Origin of the sequence: Roseospira navarrensis (assembly GCF_009601025.1) — a bacterium.
GTDB lineage: Bacteria > Pseudomonadota > Alphaproteobacteria > Rhodospirillales > Rhodospirillaceae > Rhodospira > Rhodospira navarrensis.
On the sequence record NZ_WIVE01000011.1, the window covers coordinates 14,362 to 33,330 of the forward strand.

At 70.4% G+C, this 18,969-nt stretch carries 16 protein-coding genes; 6 read left to right on the forward strand and 10 right to left on the reverse strand.

All coding sequences use genetic code 11. The features are described from left to right. The first annotated feature begins 67 nt into the window (after positions 1-67). Together GHC57_RS05485 and GHC57_RS05490 are read left to right on the forward strand one after the other, a co-directional pair. Positions 68-490, forward strand: a complete 423-nt coding sequence (locus GHC57_RS05485) for a response regulator (RefSeq protein ID WP_170294699.1) — start codon at positions 68-70, stop codon at positions 488-490. Beyond that, positions 487-2,127: an Hpt domain-containing protein gene (locus GHC57_RS05490; protein ID WP_153342011.1), complete on the forward strand. Its 1,641-nt coding sequence runs from the start codon at positions 487-489 to the stop codon at positions 2,125-2,127. Before GHC57_RS05485 ends, GHC57_RS05490 begins: the two co-directional genes overlap by 4 nt. Positions 2,128-2,447: 320 nt before the next feature. Here the strand turns inward: GHC57_RS05490 and gltB are convergent, their stop codons facing one another. Next, on the reverse strand, positions 2,448-7,010 hold the full coding sequence (gene gltB, locus GHC57_RS05495; protein ID WP_153342013.1) for a glutamate synthase large subunit: 4,563 nt from the start codon (positions 7,008-7,010) through the stop codon (positions 2,448-2,450). 64 nt (positions 7,011-7,074) lie between these two features. Beyond that, complete coding sequence (locus GHC57_RS05500) at positions 7,075-8,538, reverse strand: NAD(P)-dependent oxidoreductase (protein WP_153342015.1); 1,464 nt, start codon at positions 8,536-8,538, stop codon at positions 7,075-7,077. 398 nt (positions 8,539-8,936) lie between these two features. Here GHC57_RS05500 and GHC57_RS05505 point away from each other — a divergent pair, with 398 nt between their 5' ends. Further along, positions 8,937-9,746 carry an undecaprenyl-diphosphate phosphatase gene (locus GHC57_RS05505; protein WP_170294700.1) on the forward strand — a complete coding sequence of 270 codons (810 nt, stop codon included), beginning with the start codon at positions 8,937-8,939 and terminating at the stop codon, positions 9,744-9,746. A gap of 183 nt (positions 9,747-9,929) precedes the next feature. Next, complete coding sequence (gene pcaD, locus GHC57_RS05510) at positions 9,930-10,727, forward strand: 3-oxoadipate enol-lactonase (protein ID WP_170294701.1); 798 nt, start codon at positions 9,930-9,932, stop codon at positions 10,725-10,727. A gap of 34 nt (positions 10,728-10,761) precedes the next feature. On the opposite strand, the gene GHC57_RS05515 is transcribed toward pcaD, so the two are convergent. From GHC57_RS05515 to GHC57_RS05535, 5 genes are all read right to left on the reverse strand, one after another. Then, positions 10,762-11,142 (reverse strand): hypothetical protein, encoded by a 381-nt coding sequence (locus tag GHC57_RS05515; protein WP_153342019.1) that lies wholly within the window; start codon positions 11,140-11,142, stop codon positions 10,762-10,764. 75 nt (positions 11,143-11,217) lie between these two features. Then, complete coding sequence (locus GHC57_RS05520; RefSeq protein WP_153342021.1) at positions 11,218-11,928, reverse strand: N-acetylmuramoyl-L-alanine amidase; 711 nt, start codon at positions 11,926-11,928, stop codon at positions 11,218-11,220. Continuing rightward, a complete protein-coding gene (locus GHC57_RS05525; protein ID WP_153342023.1) occupies positions 11,925-12,866 on the reverse strand; it encodes a DMT family transporter in 942 nt (313 codons plus the stop codon). Before GHC57_RS05525 ends, GHC57_RS05520 begins: the two co-directional genes overlap by 4 nt. Before the next feature lie 87 nt (positions 12,867-12,953). Then, positions 12,954-13,739, reverse strand: a complete 786-nt coding sequence (locus GHC57_RS05530) for a TerB family tellurite resistance protein (protein WP_153342025.1) — start codon at positions 13,737-13,739, stop codon at positions 12,954-12,956. A gap of 146 nt (positions 13,740-13,885) precedes the next feature. After that, positions 13,886-14,821: a hypothetical protein gene (locus GHC57_RS05535; RefSeq protein ID WP_153342027.1), complete on the reverse strand. Its 936-nt coding sequence runs from the start codon at positions 14,819-14,821 to the stop codon at positions 13,886-13,888. A 247-nt stretch (positions 14,822-15,068) separates the two neighbouring features. Between GHC57_RS05535 and GHC57_RS05540 the strand changes: the two genes are divergently transcribed. Next, entirely contained in the window at positions 15,069-15,617 is a 549-nt protein-coding gene (locus GHC57_RS05540) for a GNAT family N-acetyltransferase (protein WP_211369124.1), read from the forward strand. Positions 15,618-15,647: 30 nt separating this feature from the next. Here GHC57_RS05540 and GHC57_RS05545 read toward each other — a convergent pair whose 3' ends face one another. From GHC57_RS05545 to carA, 3 genes are read right to left on the reverse strand one after another with little or no spacing between them, the layout of a single operon-like run. Further along, positions 15,648-16,175 (reverse strand): prolyl-tRNA synthetase associated domain-containing protein, encoded by a 528-nt coding sequence (locus GHC57_RS05545; protein ID WP_343031117.1) that lies wholly within the window; start codon positions 16,173-16,175, stop codon positions 15,648-15,650. 5 nt (positions 16,176-16,180) lie between these two features. Next, positions 16,181-16,648: a CreA family protein gene (locus GHC57_RS05550; RefSeq protein WP_153342029.1), complete on the reverse strand. Its 468-nt coding sequence runs from the start codon at positions 16,646-16,648 to the stop codon at positions 16,181-16,183. Between the two features lie 35 nt (positions 16,649-16,683). Further along, on the reverse strand, positions 16,684-17,868 hold the full coding sequence (gene carA / locus GHC57_RS05555; protein ID WP_153342031.1) for a glutamine-hydrolyzing carbamoyl-phosphate synthase small subunit: 1,185 nt from the start codon (positions 17,866-17,868) through the stop codon (positions 16,684-16,686). A 594-nt stretch (positions 17,869-18,462) separates the two neighbouring features. Between carA and GHC57_RS05560 the strand changes: the two genes are divergently transcribed. Beyond that, positions 18,463-18,912 carry a GatB/YqeY domain-containing protein gene (locus GHC57_RS05560; RefSeq protein ID WP_153342033.1) on the forward strand — a complete coding sequence of 150 codons (450 nt, stop codon included), beginning with the start codon at positions 18,463-18,465 and terminating at the stop codon, positions 18,910-18,912. The last annotated feature ends 57 nt before the right edge of the window (positions 18,913-18,969 follow it).

The window sequence follows — 18,969 nt, forward strand, 5'->3', positions numbered from 1 at the left end:
CCGGTTGACGCGGTGGCGGCGCTGGTGTGCCATCGTCTTTGAACCCAATGTCCGGGAGGACCCACCCTTGCGCGAATCCGCACCCCCGCCGCGCCGGCTGTCCCGCATTCTCGTGGTGGAGGACGAAGCCGCCCTGCGCGGTCTGCTGGAAGTGTCGATCCGGGACATCGGGGCGCGCGAGGTGCTGGCCTGCGGCAGTTGCGCCGAGGCCCTGGACAAGGCGCCGGTTTTCGCGCCGGACCTGGTGGTGGTGGACCTGCAACTTGTGGACGGCGACGGCATGACGCTGATCGCCGCGCTGCGCGCCACGCCCGAACTGGCGCGCACAGGGGCCGTGGTGCTGACGGCGCGGCCCGATCTGGCGACGAACCGGGCGGCCCAGACCCCCGGGGTCATCGGTGTGCTGCCGAAACCGTTCGATCCCATGTCCCTGACCGAGACTCTGGACGCCTTGTGGCGCGACGCGCGGGAGGACCACAATGATGGATGACGGCGATGGATGACGGCGACCCGGCGCTCCCGACGGCCCGCCCCACGGACCCCTTGCGCCAGGCGGTGGCGGCCTTTCCGCCCACGGCCGCCACCTTGATGAGCGACCTCACGGAAGGCCTGGACGCGGCGGCCCGCGCCACCGAGCCCGCTCCCCTGGACGACGCGCTGGGCCGGGTCGCCGCCGCGGCCCACAAGCTGGCCGGATCGGCCGGGTCGATGGGATACGAGAGCCTCGGCCGGATGGCGGCGGCCCTGGAACGGCTGACGGAGGGCGTGCGCGCGGACCCCACTCATCCGACCGACGCCGCCTGGGCGCAGGCCCGGAGTCTTGCGGGCGGCCTGGCCAAGGCGGTGGCGTCCCTGACCCCGGAGCAGTCCAGCCTGCTGGCCCCGCGTCCGGGACCGCCGACGCGCGACGGTCCGGCGCTGTCGGCGCCGTTCGGGGCGCTGCGGGTGGCGGTGATCGGACCTGGATCCGAGACCACCGGAGAGGGGCTCGCAGACCGGCTGGCCCTGTACGGCTGGACGGTGGTTCCTCTGTCCGGCGTCCAGGCCGCGATGGAAGAGGCGGCCGGCGCGCCCGCGCCGGACCTGGCCGTGGTCGATCTCGACGCCGCCCCCGACGCGGTGGACCGGATGGCCGCCCTCACCGGCCCCGACGGCGACTGGCCCGCCCTGCCCTGGCTGGCGACCTGCGCCCGGCCCGGCCCCGGGACATGGCGGGCCGTGGTCACCGCCGGCGGCCTCGGCCTGCTGGCCGCGCCGCTCACGGCCGACGCCCTGATCGCCCGCGTCGCCGCCCTGGAGGCGGCCCATGACGACGACATGTCACGGGTGCTGATCCTCGATCCCGATCCCGTGCTGGCCGATCTTCTGCGTCAGGCATTGGAGGATGTGGGCACGGCGCCCGACGTGGCCACGGAGCCGACCGCCGCGCTGCACGCGGTCGAGCGCGGGCACGACGAGGGCGGCGTGGATGTGTTGGTCATCATCGAGCGGACCGGACGCGAAGCGGGCCTTGATCTGGCCTGCGCGCTGGACGGACGCGGCGCGGACCTGCTTCCGGGCCTCGTGCTGGTGCTGCCGGACGGCGCACCCACGCCGGCGGGCGCGGCCCTGGCCGCCTGCGCGGATGCCGTGACGGCGTGGCCGCTGGACCTGGAGATGATCGCCGCCACCGTGCGCGCCCAGGCCGCGCGGGCGCGCGCCCGGCGCCGGACGGCGCGCACGGAGGGGGATGGACCCGTGCTGGTGCGCACCGCGCTTGACTTGGCCGTGTCCGACCTCATGCGGCGGGCCCGGGATCTTGACCTGCCGCTGGCGCTCGTGTGGATGCGTGCGGAGGGAGAGAGCCCGGCCGAAACCGAGGGGCTGCTCGCCCAGCTCATCCAGGCGGCGCTGCGACCGGGAGACCTGCTCGGTCGCGGACCCGACGGCGGGCTGGTGGCCGTGCCCCGGTTCCTCGACCGGGCGGGGACCGAAGCCCTGCTGCGGCCGGTGGCCGGGCGGCTGGCGGCCCTGGCGCCCGGAACGACGCTGTCGTGGGGTCTGGCGACCCTGGAGGCGGACGGCGACACGGACGCCCCCGCCCGCCTGATGGCGCGGGCGCGGGACGGGGCGAGCCCCGTCGCGTGAGGCGGCGCGGGATCGCCCGCGCGCCCTCATTCCTCGCACCTTGGGCCGAGGGGGGACGGTCTTCAAGCCACCACGCCGGGCCACGCCGGGCGGGAGTTGTACTCCCGCCCGGACCGTTCATCCCTGTCGCAACAATAACGGTCCGGACGGGGCTGCAAGCCCCGTCCGGCACGCTCCCGTCTGTCCGTGCAACGCGTGGAGATGGGTGAACGTGATCGCTGCCGGGGGGGAGGACTCGGACCCGAGCCATCCGAACCGAAGCCACCGATGCGGCAGGCGTCCAACCGGGCCGGAGACCCCGGTCGGATCGCCCGCGCGCCCTACTCCGCCGCCGTGCCCGCCGCGCCCGGCACGACGCCCTCGGGCGTGACCGGCACCGCCAGCTTGTTGAGCATCTCCTTCGGCACGACCTGCCAGAAGTGCCCCACCTCGCGGTCCCAGGTGACCAGCAGGCGCTGGGCGAAGCGCGACTGGGTCTCCTGGACGTGGGCCTCGATCAGGCGCTTCAGCGCCTCTTCGTAATGGTCCACCTGGATGCGCTGCCAGATCACATAGTCCGGGTTGATGCGCAGCGGCAGAACCTCCTGCGGGTCATAGACGAACGCCATGCCGCCCGACATGCCGGCGGCGAAGTTGGCGCCCACCTCGCCCAGGATCACGGCCACGCCGTTGGTCATGTACTCGCAGCCGTTGGAGCCGCAGCCCTCGACCACCACTTCCGCGCCCGAGTTGCGAACCGCGAAGCGGTCGCCGGCCTGCCCGGCGGCGAACAGCTGGCCGCCGGTCGCGCCATACAGCACGGTGTTACCGATGATGGTGTTCTCGTTCGAGTTCAGCGGACTGGACACCGCCGGCCGGACCACGATCATGCCGCCCGACAGGCCCTTGCCCACGTAGTCGTTGGCGTCGCCGAACACTTCCAGCTTGAGACCCTGGACCGCGAACGCGCCCAGCGACTGACCGGCGGAGCCCCGCAGGCGCACCGTGATGTGCCCCGGCTGCAGGCCGGTCATGCCGTACTTGGTGACGATCTTGTGCGACAGCTTGGTGCCCACGGCGCGGTGGGTGTTCCGCACCGTGTAGGTCAGCTGCATCTTCTCGCCGTCCTCCAGGGTGTTGCGGGCGTCCTGGATCATCTGCGCGTCCAGGGTTTCCGGCACCTCGTTGCGGGTCTCGACGGTGCAGTGCACCGGCAGGCCGCCGCTGTCCGGCGTGGACAGGATGGCGTTCAGGTCCAGGTCGTCCAGGTGCGGCGAGCCGCGGCCGACCTGATGCAGCAGGTCGGTCCGGCCGATAGCCTCGTTCAGCGAGCGCAGCCCCAGCGAGGCCAGGATCTCGCGCACTTCCTCGGCCATGAAGGTGAACAGGTTGACCACTTTTTCCGCCGTGCCGGTGAACTTGTCGCGCATCGCCTTGTCCTGGGTGCACACGCCCACGGGACAGGTGTTGGTGTGGCACTGGCGGACCATGATGCAGCCCATGGCGATCAGCGAGGTGGTGCCGACGCCGAACTCCTCCGCGCCCAGCATGGCCGCGATCACCACGTCCCGGCCGGACTTGATGCCGCCATCGGTGCGCAGCAGCACGCGGTGACGCAGCCGGTTCAGGGTCAGCACCTGATGCACTTCGGACAGGCCCATTTCCCAGGGCAGGCCGGCGTACTTGATGGAGGTCTGCGGGCTGGCGCCCGTGCCGCCGTTGTGGCCGGACACCAGGATGACGTCGGCGTTGGCCTTGGCCACGCCGGCGGCGATGGTGCCGATGCCGGTGCGGCTGACCAGCTTCACCGTGACCCGGGCGGACGGGTTGATCTGCTTCAGGTCGTAGATGAGCTGGGCCAGGTCCTCGATCGAATAGATATCGTGGTGCGGCGGCGGGCTGATGAGCGTGACGCCCTCCGTCGAGTGGCGCAGCTTGGCGATCTCGGCCGTCACCTTGAAGCCGGGCAACTGGCCGCCCTCGCCGGGCTTGGCGCCCTGGGCCACCTTGATCTCGATCTCGCGGCACTGGTTGAGGTACTCGGCCGTCACGCCGAAGCGACCCGAGGCCACCTGCTTGATGGCCGAGTTCTCGTTGTCGCCGTTGGCGCGCGGCTTGTAGCGGGCCGGATCCTCGCCGCCCTCGCCGCTGTCCGACTTGGCCCCGATGCGGTTCATGGCGATGTTGAGCGTCCCGTGCGCCTCCGGCGACAGCGCGCCCAGCGACATGGCGGGCGTGACGAAGCGGCGGCGGATGGCGTTGGTGCTCTCCACCTCGTCCACCGCGATCGCGCCGTCCACCTGCTTGAAGTCCAGCAGGTCGCGCAGGTTGATCGGCGGCAGGGCGCGCAGACCCGCCGTGTAGCGCTTGAAGATCTGGTAGCCCTCGGTGGCCACCGCTTCCTGCAGCACGTGAATCAGGCGGCCGTCGTACTGGTGCGGCTCGCCGCCCCGGCGGTAACGGTAGAACCCGCCCACCGGCAGCGAGATCACCGCCGGGTCGTAGGCGCGGGCGTGCTGCTCCAGCACCTTGCGCTGGATGCCGGGCAGACCGATGCCGGAAATGCGCGAGGTCATGCTGGTGAAGAACTCCGCCACCAGCGAGCGCGACAGGCCGACGGCCTCGAAGCAGTGACCGCCCCGGTAGCTGCTGATGACCGAGATGCCCATCTTGGACATGATCTTCAGCAGGCCGTCGTTCACGGCCTTCTTGTAGCGGGCCATGACCTCGTCGAGGCTGAACTCCCCGAACAGGCCGCGCCGATGACGGTCGGCGATGCTCTCCTGGGTCAGCCAGGGGTTCACGGTGGTGGCGCCGACGCCGATCAGGACCGCGAAATAGTGCGTCTCCAGGCACTCCGCCGCGCGCACGTTCACCGACGTGAAGGTGCGCAGGCGCTGGCGCACCAGATGCGTATGGACGGCGCCGGCGGCCAGGATCATGGGGATCGGCGCGCGGTCCGGGCCCATGGCGGTGTCGGTCAGGATGACATGGGTCCGCCCGCCGCGCACGGCGTCCTCGGCCTCGTGCTGGATGCGGTGCACCGCCTGCCGCAGGGCGTGTTCGCCGGCCTTCGGATCAAAGGTGCAGTCGATCTCGGCGGCCGTGTCGCCCATGTAGCGGCGCATGGCCCCGAACTCGGCGTTGGTCAGCACCGGGCTTTCGAGTTGCAGCAGCTCGCACTGCTCCGGGGCCTCGTCGAGGATGTTGCCCAGGTTGCCCAGCCGGGTGCGCAGGCTCATCACCCGCGTTTCGCGCAGCGGGTCGATGGGCGGATTGGTCACCTGGCTGAAGTTCTGCCGGAAGAACTGGTGCAGGCCCCGGTAGTTGTCGGACAGCACGGCCAGCGGCGTGTCGTCGCCCATGGAGCCCGTGGCTTCCTTGGCCTCGTCCACCATGGGCTGGAGGATGATCTCCATGTCCTCCATGGACTGCCCGAAGCCGACCTGGGCCCGGCGCAGGGCCTCGGCCGAGATCTCGGACGTCTCGGTGCGCTCGTTCTGGATCAGGCTGTCCAGCTTGGTGATGCGCTTGACCCAGTCCTCGTAGGGATGGCGCTTGGCAAGGATATCCTTGATCTCCTTGTCTTCGTAGAAGACCCCCTCGCGCAGGTCCACGGCGATCAGACCGCCGGGGCCGACGCGGCCCTTGCGCACGACCTCCGATTCGGCGACCCGGACCATGCCGGCCTCGGAGCCGACCACCAGCAGCCCGTCGCGGGTGACGCTGAAGCGCATGGGACGCAGGCCGTTGCGGTCCATGCCGGCGACCACCCAGCGGCCGTCGGTGGCGCAGATGGCGGCCGGACCGTCCCACGGCTCCATGACGCAGTTGCAGTAGGCGATCAGGTCCGCGTGCGGCTGCGGCAGCGTGGCGTCCTGATTGAGGCTTTCCGGAATCAGCATGGCCTTCGTCATGGGCGCATCGCGCCCGGTCCGGCACAGCAGTTCGAACACCGCGTCCAGACCGGCGCTGTCCGAGCCGCCGACCCGCACCAGGGGCTTCAGGTCCTCGATGGCCGCCCCGAGGGCGGGCGAGGCCATGCGGGTCTCGTGCGCCTTCATCCAGTTGACGTTGCCGGTCAGGGTGTTGATCTCGCCGTTGTGGGCGAGCATCCGGAACGGCTGCGCCAACCACCACGTGGGGAACGTGTTGGTCGAATAGCGCTGGTGATAGATGGCGAAGCTGGAGACGAAGCGCTCGTCCAGCAGGTCCGGGTAGAAGCTGGTGAGCTGCTCGGCCAGGAACAGGCCCTTGTAGATGATCGACCGGCAGGACAGCGAGCAGATATAGTAGTCCTGAACGCCGGCCGCCTGCACCCGCTTCTCGATGCGGCGGCGCACCACGTACAGATCCAGCTCGAAGCGGTCGTCATCCACGCCCTTGGTGTTGCAGATCATGATCTGCTCGATCTCGGGCCGGGTGGCGTTGGCCTTCTCGCCGATCACCGAGATGTCCACGGGCACCTGCCGCCAGCCGTAGATCGTGTAGCCGGCGGCCAGGATCTCGGTCTCGACGATGCAGCGGCACTCCTCCTGGGCGGCCAGATCGGTCTTCGGCAGGAAGACCATGCCCACGGCCAGGCGGCCCCGGGTCGGCTCGTGGCCCGTGGCGGCGATGTGCTCCTTGAAGAAGTCCTGCGGGATCTCGACGTGGATGCCCGCGCCGTCGCCGGTCTTGCCGTCGGCGTCCACCGCGCCGCGGTGGAACAGGACCTTCAGCGCCTCGATGCCGGCCACGACCACGTCCCGGCGCGGCGTGCCGTCGATGGCGGCCACCAGCCCGACCCCGCAGGCGTCGTGCTCCTGCGCCGGATCATAGGCATGGGCGGCGATCAGCCGGTCGGCATTGGCGCGCCAGTCGGCCACGAAGCGGGCACCGTCAGTGATGTGTGTCTCGGTCATGGCCGGACTCCTCTCGGATCGGACTCGGTCTGTCTCGTCGGATGGGGGGCGGGCCGGGCCGCCGTCAGGAGGCGAGCGCCATGCCGGCGCCCTGCGTGTCCTTGGCGGTGGCCTTGGCCTGGATGTAGTCGTGGATGCCCTCGGCGGCATCGCGGCCGTCGCGGACCGCCCAGACCACCAGCGACGCGCCGCGCACGATGTCGCCGGCCCCGAACACGCCCTCGGCCTGGGTCATCATGCTGTGCGAATCCACCTTCAGGGTGCCCCAGCGGGTCACCGGCAGGTCGGGCGCGCCGAACAGGGTGGGCAGGTCTTCCGGCTCGAAGCCGAGCGCGGAGATCACCATGTCCGCCGGCAGGCGCAACTGACTGCCCTCGATGGGTGTGGGCGTCTGGCGGCCGGTGGCGTCGGCCACGCCCAGGTGCATGCGCACGGCCTGGACCTCGCCGGCGCGGCCGTCGATGTCGATCACCGCTTCGGGCGCGGACAGCCAGACGAACTCAACGCCCTCTTCCATGGCGTTGGTCACCTCGCGCTGCGAGCCGGGCATGTTGGCGCGGTCGCGGCGGTAGAGGCACTTCACGGACGTCGCACCCTGACGGATGGCGGTGCGGACACAGTCCATGGCGGTATCGCCGCCGCCGACCACCACCACGTTCTTGCCCTTGGCGTCCAGCAGGCCGGAGTCGAAGTCCGGCACCGAATCGCCCAGGCTGAGGCGGTTGGAGGCCGTCAGGTATTGCAGCGCAGGCAGCACGCCGGGCAGCCCGGCGCCGGGCACCGTCAGGTCGCGGGCCTTGTAGACGCCGGTGGCGATCAGGATGGCGTCGTGCCGCTCGCGCAGCTCGGCCAGGGAGGCATCGCGCCCGACCTCGAAGTTCAGGCGGATTTCGACGCCCGCGTCCGCCAGCAGCTTGGCGCGTCGCTCCACGATGTGCTTTTCCAGCTTGAAGCCGGGAATGCCGTAGATCAGCAGGCCGCCCACGCGGTCATAGCGGTCGTACAGCGTGACCTGGTAGCCGTGCTTGCGCAGTTGCTCGGCCGCCGCCATGCCGCCCGGCCCGGCGCCGATGATGCCGACCGTCTCCGGCCGCTCGCGCGTCGGCTTGACGGGCTGCACCCAGCCCTGTTCCCAGGCGGTGTCGGTGATGTGCTTCTCGACGGCGCCGATGGTCACGGTGCCGTGCCTGGACTGCTCCAGCACGCAGGAGCCCTCGCACAGGCGGTCCTGGGGGCAGATGCGGCCGCAGATCTCGGGCATGTTGTTGGTGGCCGAGGAGACGGCATAGGCCTCCTCCATCCGGCCCTGGGCGGTCAGCAGCAGCCAGTCCGGAATGTTGTTCTGCAGCGGGCAGTGCACCTGACAGAACGGGATGCCGCACTGCTCGCAGCGCGAGGCCTGTTCGGCGCCGGGCTCCGGCTCGTAGCCGGTGTAGATCTCCTCGAAATCCTGCCGCCGCACCTCTGCCTCGCGCTTGATGGGCATGGCGCCGGGCAGGCGAGTGAACTGCATCATCTTCCGCCCCATGGCGGTCCTCCCTCAACCTCACGCGTTCCGGATTCGCCCGCATCTCCGCCCGGTCCCGGCCGTGGCCGCGCCTGGATCCGGGCGCCCCCTGGGCGACCCCTGGGCGCCGGTCCGCTGCGTCGCCACGGACGCGCGTCGGGGCGCGCACCGGCCCTCGCCGGCACGTCCCGGGATACGGGACTTCCTGATACGCCCCGTTCCGCCGGATCACAAGGGAAATCAACACATAGGTCAGTAATGCTGTCCTACAAATTGGCTGCGGGCTCGGCACCGCCGTCCGCGCCAAACGGGACAGCGCACGCTTGCCCCTGTTGGTAAACATGTGGCAACCATTTTGCGCCTGGGCTCTTCACAGGGCCGATGATATAACGGCGACACAATATCTCGTAGGGGGCACCGTGGGAACGCTGCAACTCGTTGTGCTGGCGCTGGTCCAGGGCATCACCGAGTTTCTGCCGATCAGCTCGTCCGGGCATCTGGCCCTGGTGCCGATGCTCACCGACTGGCCGGATCAGGGCATCAAGATCGACGTGGCGGTGCATGTGGGCACCCTGGGCGCCGTGATGCTGTATTTCTGGCGCGACGTGGGCCTGATGCTCTCGGGGCTCGGCAGCCTGCTGACCTTCCGGGGCGGCCCGGGGGCGCGCCTGATCCTGCACCTGATCGTGGCCACCATCCCCGTTGTCATCGCCGGTCTGCTGCTCAAGGAGACCATCGAAACCAGCCTGCGCAGCCTGGAGGTGATCGCCTGGGCCACGCTGGGCTTCGGCCTGCTGCTGTGGCTGGCCGACCGGGTCGGGCTGACGGTGCGGCGCATCGAGCACATGCGCGTCGCCGATGCCCTGTTCCTGGGCCTGATGCAGGCCGTGGCCCTGATCCCCGGCACCAGCCGATCGGGCATCACCATGACCGGCGCGCGCCTGCTGGGCTACGAGCGCCCGGAGGCCGCCCGGTTCTCCATGCTGATGTCGATTCCCACCATTCTCGCGGCCGGGATCCTGATCGGCCTCGACCTGTACCGCATGGACGACCGGGCCGTGACCAGCGAGGCCCTGACCGCCGCCGGACTCGCCCTGGTCTCGGCGCTGGTGGCCATCGCGGTGCTGATGGCGTGGCTGAAGCGGGCGGGATTCCTGCCCTTCGTGATCTATCGGGTGTTGCTTGGGCTTGGCCTGCTGGGCATCGTGTACGGGTTCATTCCGCTCTGATAGGAACGGATCGGAATGGGGACTCGTTGGCCGCTGGCACCAGACCGCCCGGCGAAAAACGCGAAGCGTTGCGCCGGGCGGCCGGCCCGACCGGGCCGGCGCCGCGAAGCGGCGGAGGCGATGAAGCGGACGAGTCCGGTTCATCGCCGATCCGTTCCAAAGCAACCCAAGGGATCCTGCCTCATGCTGTTCGCGCCCCTGCCCGCCCCCCGGGCCGGCCTGCACTATAAGCTGTCCGGCACCTTCGGCGCCCCCTGGCTGGTGTTCATCAATTCGCTGGCCACCGACATGCGCCTGTGGGACCCGGTGATCGAACGCATCGGCGGCCGCTTCCGCGTGCTGACCTACGACAAGCGCGGCCACGGCCTGTCGGACACGCCGCCCGGCCCCTGGTCCATCGCCGATCTGGCCGACGACCTGCTGGCCCTGGCCGACCACCTGCGCATCGAGCGATTCGCGCTGTGCGGCATCTCGGTCGGCGGGCTGATCGCGCAGGACATCGCCGCCCGCGCGCCGGAACGCCTGTCGGCCGTGGTGTTCTCCAACACCGGCATGAAGATCGGCACCGACACGGTCTGGAATGACCGCCTGGAGACCGCCCGCACCCAGGGCATGGGCGCGCTGGTCGGCCCCACCATGGAGCGCTGGTTCACCGAGCCGTTCCGCGCCGATCCGGCGCGGCTGACGCCCTGGCACCATATGGTGTCCCGCAGCCCGGTCGAGGGCTTCATCAACACGGGCGCGGCCATCCGGGACGCGGACTACACCGGCGCGGCGCCGTCCATCCGGGTGCCCAGTCTGGTGATCGCCGGCGACCAGGACGGCGGCACGCCCCCCGCGCTGGGTCAGGCGCTGGCCGAGGCGGTGCCGGATGCCCACCTGGAGGTCATGGAGGGCGTCGCCCACCTGCCCTGCGTGGAGGACCCGGACGCCTACGCCGTGTTGCTGAACACCTTCATCCCCGAGGTGGCGCGCCGCTGACGGCGGCGCGTCCCCGCCCCAGGGGTCTCCCGGATCACCGGGTGCAGCGCACGCCCTCGTCCTTCAGCAGGTCATTGATCGTGTTCTGAAGCGTCGTGCCACGCCCGCGCACCACATCGCCCATGCAGGTGATCCCGCCCGTGGACAGGCTGGAGCAGTCCACGCCGCGTTCCAGGCTGCTGTAGGCCCAGACCTGCCCGGCCATGCGGCGCAGCACCATTTCGAGCTGCACCGGCGTGCCGGTGGGCGTGGTGCACTCGAACATCACCATGGGCGGATTGCCGTCCACGCCGATCTCGCGGATGGGCGCCTGGTCCTGCGCGGCCGCCGGCTGACCGGCGGCGAGTCCGGCGGCGAGGACGAGGCCGGCCAGGCCCCAGCGGGCGGACGGGACGGGTCGGAAGGCGCGTTTCATGGTCCAGGCTCCTACACGGGATATTTCGGGGGAAAGCGGAGGGTGCCCTCTTTCTGGCCCCTCAAAGCGGCCGATTCAAGGCGAGGATGGGCCGGGGATAAGGAGATCCCGGACCGCGCGGATGCGCGTGCGGGTCTCGGAGTCCAACCGGCCGTCGAATCCCTCGGGGCGGAAACGCCGCTGAAACGCGATCGTTGCGGCCACGGGATCGCTCACGTCGTACCCGATGGCCGCCAGCATGGCGAGGGCCGCAGCCGCATCCGGCGCCGGGCCGTCCCCGCCCGCCGCCGCCGGCCAGACCCCGACCCCGGCGCGGGCCAGACGCGGCCAGTCGAACAGCTCGCCCGGGTCCTCCTTGCGCGTGGGCGCGACATCGGCATGCCCGACCACATCGCCCGGCCCCAGACCGTAGCGCGCCACGATGTCCCGGCACAGGGCCTCGACCGCGTCCATCTGCGGCGCGGGAAACGGGCGGTAGCCAAATTCGTGCCCCGGGTTGACGATCTCCACGCCGATGGAGCGGCCGTTGACGTCGCCCCGGCCCCGCCAACTGGACACGCCCGCGTGCCAGGCCCGGCGATCCTCCGGGACCAGCCGGAAGACGCGGCCGTCCTCTTCCACCAGATAATGGGCGCTGACCCGCGCGGCGGGGTCCCGCAGACGATCGAGCGCGGCCGCCCCCGTCGGCATCCCGGTGTAGTGCAGCACCAGCAGGTCCACGCCCCCGCCCGGCGGGCGGGCATCATGGTTGGGGGACCGCGCGTCGATGCAGGCGGGTCCGGTCATGGCGTGGTCCGCTTCCGGTTGGGCGCGGCCTCCGGCGCATCGCCCAGGTGAGCCTCGGGCTCGTCCGGCGGCGTCCCCACGGGCCGCCCCTTGCGCGCCGAGCGGATCTGGATGATCCCCACGCCGGTCAGGGTGATCGCGCCCCCCACCAGCTTCTGCCAGGTGGCCGCCTCGCCCAGCACCAGGATCCCGGCCGCGATGCCCAGGATCGGCGCCAGCAGACCCCAGGGCGCGACCACCGTCATGGGATGGCGCCGCAACAGGCTGTACCACAGCGAATGCGCGGCCAGCGACCCGCCCACGGCGATGTAGACGATCGCGCCCCAGACCTCCCACGAGAGCCCGCGCACCGTCTCAAGCTGATTGTCCTCGAACAGCCAGGACAGGACCAGAAGCTGCGGGATGGCCAGCAGGCTCAACCAACCCGTCACCGCCAGCGCGGGCAGGTCGCGGGTGGTCTTGACGATGGCGTTGCTGACCGCCCAGGACAGCGCGGCGAACAGCAGGATCAGGACCGGCACCACGGACACCATCTGAGGCTCGCCGGCGACCACGACCACGCCGGCGAAGGCCAGCACCAGGCCCAGGATCCGGCGCCAGCCGATCACCTCCTTGAAGATCAGCACGCCCAACAACACGCTGAACGGCGGGCCGGTCTGGATGATGACCGCCGCCGTGGCCGCGTCCACCATGCTCAGGCCGGTGAACATGGCCCCGAAGTGCAGCGTGCCGAAGGTCACCGACAGGATCAGCACACCCCGCAGCGCCTGCCCCCGGGGGCGCGGCATGAACGGCACCACGATGGCGGCCGCGATGGCGAACCGGATGGCCGTCAGGGTCAGCGGCGGCAGATTGTCGGCGCCCACCTTCGCGGCAATGAAGTTCATGCCCCACAGGCCCTGAACCAGAAGGGCCAGCAGGATGTCGGGAACGGGCATGGTCGGGGTCTCGCAGAGGGCGGAAACGAAACAGGGGGCGCCCGTCTGGCGCCCCCCGGTGGGTCCCACAATGCGCCGCGGGGCCGACTACTTCAAGCCGCGCCGCTGGCGGATGCGGTCATAGGCGTGGTTGATGGCGGCCATCTTCTCGTTGGCCTGGGCGATGAACTCCTCCGGCATCCCCTGGGACATGAGCACGTCCGGGTGATGTTCACGCGACAGCCGGCGCCAGGCGGCGCGAATGTCGTCGTCGCTGGCGTCGGGCGACACGCCCAGCACGGCGAACGGATCGGGCTCGTCGCTGCCGCTGCGCTCGTACTGCGCATGCAGGCGGTTCACGGACTCGGGCGGCAGCCGGAAAATGCGGGCGATGTCGTTGAGGAACGTGACCTCGGCCGGGTGCAGGGCCCCGTCCGCCCGCGCGATCTGGTACAACGAGCCGAGCAGTTCCTCCAGCACCTGGGGGCTGTCGGAGAACATCATGGCGATCTGGCGGGCGTAGATCTGATAGCCCTCGGCCGACTGCTTGGCCTGATCGAAGATCGCCCCGACCGCCTTCATGTCGTCTTGGGGAATCTGGAAGATGCGCTTGAAGGCGGCCACCTCGTCTTTCGAGACGTGACCGTCCGCCTTGGCCATCTTGGCGCCCAGCACGATCACGCCGACGGCGAACGCCTGCTGGCGCGCATCGGCCGTGGCCTTGCCCAGCCGCTCGCGCAGACCCGGGCGGTCGCTCTTGCCCGAGCCGCCGAGCCAGGACGGCCAGCCCTCCTTGTCCACGGCGTGACCGGCCGCCGCCCCCACCAGCGCGCCCAGGGGCCCCAGCACAAGGAACCCGCCCAGGCCACCGACCACCTTGCCCCAGATGCTCATGCGTCCGTCTCTTTCGTCTTGTTGACCGCCCGGGCGGCCCTCCCCGTCCGGAGATCGCCGCGCGCGGCATGTCCGATCACCATAGTATGCCGGATGCGTCGCGCAAAGGTTCCCCTGACCATTCGGGACGGCCGGGTCATCGCCGATCAGAATGACAAACGCCTGACCAGCGGGCGAATCAGCGCCGGCAGCATGTACAGCGGGAACTGGGCGACCGCGAACCACAGCGCCACCTCGGGATGGGCCCCCGCCGGCAGCGCCGCCAGAATCACGCCCATGTTGCGGCTGCTGGCGATGTAGCCCAGGCCCAGCGCCGCCGCCCGGCCGAAGGGCGCGAACACCAGCGCCGTGGCGGCCATCATCCCGCCGCAGAGCACGAAGCTCAGCCCGATCAGCCGCAGCACGCGCGCCGGGTCGGCCGCCAGCGGCGCGGTCACCGCGTCCATGACGGCCAGCGCGAAGGCGAACAGCACCAGCACCGCCACGCCGTCCAACCGCCGGGCATGGCGGGTGCGCCACGCCTCGGAGGTCACCCGGCGTCCCAGCAGGGCGAGCAGCAAACCGCCCGCCACGACCATCGCCATGCGCTGGCCCAGCATCGCGGCGTCCAGCGTGACCGGCAGGTGGAGCATCCCGGCCGCCACCCACGGCACGCTGAGCGGCACCAGCACGGTGGCGAGCAGGGTGACGCTCAGGCTCAGCGGCAGCGGCAGGCCCATCATCAGCGCGATGGCCGGCGCCGAGACGATGGGCGCCGACGCCGCCATCAGCACCATGCCGGTCTCGACGCCCGGCGCGGCCACGGGCCCGACGAGCGCCAGCGCCCCCGCCATCAGCGCGGGCGAGGCCACCAGCAGCCAGACCGCCGCCAGTCCGACCACCGCCGGCCGCCGGACCTGGGCCAGGATCTCGGCCCACCGCACCCGCATCAGCGCCAGGGCCAGCAGCACCATGACAAGCGGTCCCAGGGCCGGCCGCGCCAGCGCCGAGAGCTGTGGCAGCGACAGCCCAAACAGCGCGCCGCCGGCCAGGACGAGGGTGCCGTGCCGGCCGAGTCGATCAAGAAGCAGGGCGGGACTCATGAAGACGGACCCTTGCGTGCCGGGACGGGTCCGAAGCGGGGGCTCGCCAAGGGATCCCGGGTTTGCTATGATTCTGGAATAGGTCGAAGGGTGATCTTGTGGGCTTCCTTCGTCCCCGCTCGGGCAATTTCCTCGTTCGGTGTGCGTGCGGGCCGTGGCCCCCCACCGGGACCCCGTGCGCCGTCAGCGTGACGAGAGCACCCTGCCTGATCCTTTCACCGTCTCGCCACCGCCGGGGACGCAGCGCATGGCCGAAAATCCCGACGAGATGGTCGCTGACGCGCTCTTCTCGATCGTGGAGGGCTACACGCCGGGCGTCATGGCCGAGATCATCGCCCTCCACATGGCCTATTATCCCGCGGCCTGGGGTTTCGGGCGCTCCTTCGAGGGTCGCCTCGGCGCCGACATGGGGGCCTTCCTGCGCAGTTTTGCCCCCGAGACGGATCTGCTGCTGGCCGCCCGCGACGACGATGGCGCCCTCCAGGGCAGCGTGGTGCTCCAGGGCCCCCGCCACAACGGGGACGGCAGCGACGACGACGCCCATTTGCGCTGGTTCATCGTCGCCGATGGGCAGCCTGGCATGGGCCTGGGACGGGCGCTCTTGCGACGCGCGACCGGATTCGCCGACGCGATGGGGTATCCGATGTGCTACCTGACCACGTTCCCCGGCCTGAGCGCCGCGCGGCATCTTTACGAAAGCGCCGGCTTCCGGCTCGTGGCCACCTCCACCGTGGACCAGTGGGACGGCGGGGTGCAGGAACAGCGGTTCGAGCGCCTGAGGGGCGGCGAGCCCTGACCGGACCGAAGCGGCCAACGCCGCCGGCGATCACGCCTCGGCCGTCGGCGCGGCGCCCGCCCGGCTCAGGTCCATCTCGCGCACCTCGTGGCCCAGATCGGCCAGGAACCGGCGCAGATCGGCCGTGCGGATCGACGTGGTCGCGGTGTTGACCAGCGGATGATAGTTCGCCACCTCGGCGGCCATCATGTCCGCATCCAGGATCACCGAAACCCGCCGCTCCGTGTCGTTGATGAGCGCGAACGGGGTCACGGACCCGGGCTCGACCCCCAGAACCTCCATCAGCAGATCCGCCCGACCGAAGGACAGCCGCTTGCAGCCGATGTGCTTGTGCAACTGGTTGACCGCGATTTCCCGGTCGTGGGGGCAGACCACCAGCACCAGGGCGCCCTTGGCGTCCTTCATGAACAGGTTCTTGCAGTGCACACCCGGGATGGCGTCGTAGGTGGCGCTGGCCTCCTCGACCGTGAAGACGGGATGGTGCTCCACGGTGGTGGTCTCGATACCCAGCCGCTCCAGGCGGGCGAACAGGGGCGTGGTCGAGTCGGGCAGGGTCATGGCCTTTACTCCGCGCGCCACGGCATGATGGGCACCGTGGACATGGAGTGCTTCGGGCTGCCCTCGATCAGCTTGTCGCTGACCACCAGATAGATCAGCACGTTGTGCGTGGTGTCGTGGAACCGGCGCACGCGCAGCCGCTTGAACAGCACCGAGCGGCGCTCGGCGAACACCACCTCGCCGTCCTCCAGGTCTTCCTTGATGGTGATGGGCCCCACCTGACGGCAGGCGATGGCGCTGTTGGAGGGGTCCTCGGCCAGACCCACCGCGCCCGACAGCCCGCCGGTGACTGGCCGGGACAGGTGGCAGACCACGCCGTCCACCTTGGGGTCCTCCATGGCGTCCACACAGATCTTGTGGTTCGGCCCGACCAGCTTGAAGACGGTGTCGATGCAGCCGATCTCCTCGGCCGCGGCGGGCGCGGCCAGGACGACGGTCGTGGCGAGAAGCGCGGCGGAAAGACGGCGGATCATCCTGTCAGGTCCCCCCATTCGTGACGGCGTGTGCGTTACGGCTTGCTGGCGGTGATGTGATCCATGAACCGCGCGAACAGGTACTGGCTGTCCTGGGGCCCGGGTGAGGCCTCCGGGTGGTACTGCACCGAGAACACGGGCTTGCCCTCCACCGCCAGACCCTCGACGGTGCCGTCGAACAGCGAGGTGTGGGTCTCCATCACGCCCGTCGGCAGAGTCGAACGGTCCACGCCGAAGCCGTGGTTCTGGCTGGTGATCTCCACCTTGCCGGTGGTGTGGTCCTTGACCGGGTGGTTGGCGCCCCGGTGGCCGGTGTCCATCTTGTAGGTGCCCGCGCCCAGCGCCAGAGCCAGGATCTGATGGCCCAGGCAGATGCCGAACACGGGCTTGCCGGTCTCCACCAGTTTCTGCACCACGGGCACGGCATAGGCGCCCGTCGCGGCCGGGTCGCCCGGCCCGTTGGACAGGAAGATGCCGTCCGGCTGGTGGCGCATGATGGTGTCGAAGTCGGCCTGGGCGGGCACCACCGTCACCCGGCAGCCGTGCGACGCCAGCGAGCGCAGGATGTTGCGTTTTGCGCCGTAGTCGATGGCCACCACATGAAACCGCGGCTGCTCCAGGGTGCCGTAGCCATGGGCCAGCGACCAGCGGGTCTCGTCCCAACTGTAGGTCTGGGCGCAGGTCACCTCCTTGGCCAGATCCAGGCCCTTCAGGCTGGGCCACTGGGCGGCCTTGGCCTTCAGTGCGGCCAGGTCGAACAGGCCGTCCGGACGATGCGCCAGCACCCCGTTGGGGGCGCCGGCATCGCGGATGCGCCGGGTGAGCTGCCGGGTATCCACGCCGGCGATCCCGACCAGCCCGTGCGAGGTCAGCCAATCGGCCAAATGCCGGGAGGCGCGCCAGTTCGACGGCTCGGTGATGTCGGCGCGCAGCACGCATCCCCGGGCGGCCGGCGTCAGGGCCTCGATATCCTCGTCGTTGGTCCCCACATTGCCGATATGGGGAAACGTGAAGGTGATGATCTGCCCGGCGTAGGACGGGTCGGTCATGACCTCCTGATAGCCGGTCATGCCGGTGTTGAACACGACCTCGCCGCCGGCCTCGGCGACAGCGCCGATCCCTCGGCCCCACAGGACCGATCCGTCGGAGAGGACCAGGGCGGCGGTGGCACCGGCGGGCCCCTGCACGGGGCCGTCGTCTTGCGCGGAAGTGGAGGTCATGTCTGGGGCGGTCCGGCTGGAGGAGACGGGCGGGGCATCCCGGGCGTCCCGGCCGCCGCCCCGGTCCGTCGGGGCGGGCCGGGCGTGGGCCGCGCCGGCGCGGCCGGGCCGGCGCGGCCGGGCCGGTCGGCGTGAGCGGAGGTGCGGGGATGCCGCCGGGCGGTACTTAGGGGAATCGGCGCCGGCAAGTCAACCGGCGCTCCCGGCCGAGGCAGGGCAACGGGCTCAGGTGAACGGCATCGCTCTTCCAGGTCTTTGCAGGGGGTCGGAGACCTGCGCGCGAGATCCTTCAGCCGCTTCGCGGCTTCAGAATTGCATCTTTTAATTGTAGTGTGTCATCCCGAGTGAGCGAAGCGAGACGAGGGATCTCGAGAGGCCTGCTCCGGCCGAGCGGAACGGGCCGCCATGTTAACCTGAGCCCGTTGCCCTGCCGGCCGCGAGCGCCCCCTCGCCTGCACGGTTTGGAGGGGCCGGGGGCGACCCTCGGCTGTTGCCTCGGCGCCGGGACGGCATTATGGCTTGGCGCCTTCAAGCGGATGGGTATTCTGCGCTGCCCGTCCATGACCATGACGACTTGTCGAGAGGACGCGCCCGATGCTGCGCGATCGGTTGAACGAACACCTGAAGACCGCGATCCGAAACAAGGACCAGCGCGCCGTCTGTACCGTCAGACTGATCCTGGCCGCGATCAAGGACCGCGACATCTGCGCCCGGGGTCGCGGGGAGGAGGTCGGCGAGGCCGAGATCCTCACCCTGCTCCAGAGCATGATCAAGCAGCGCCGGGACAGCATCGCCATGTATGAGCAGGGCTGCCGCATGGACCTGGCCGAGCAGGAACAGGAGGAGGTGGAGATCATCCAGTCCTTCCTGCCCCACCAGATGACCAGCGGCGAGATCGAGTCGGCCGTCGATTCGGTCATTGGCGAGATCAAGGCTGCCGGCCTGAAGGACATGGGCCGGGTCATGGCGGCGCTGCGATCCCGGTATGCCGGGCAGATGGATTTCGGCCAGGCCAGCGCCACGGCCAAGAACCGGCTGGCCTGAGCCCGCAGGCCCGACGGCCCGGACCCCCGGGCCGTTGACGGCCGGCCCCGGCCAGCG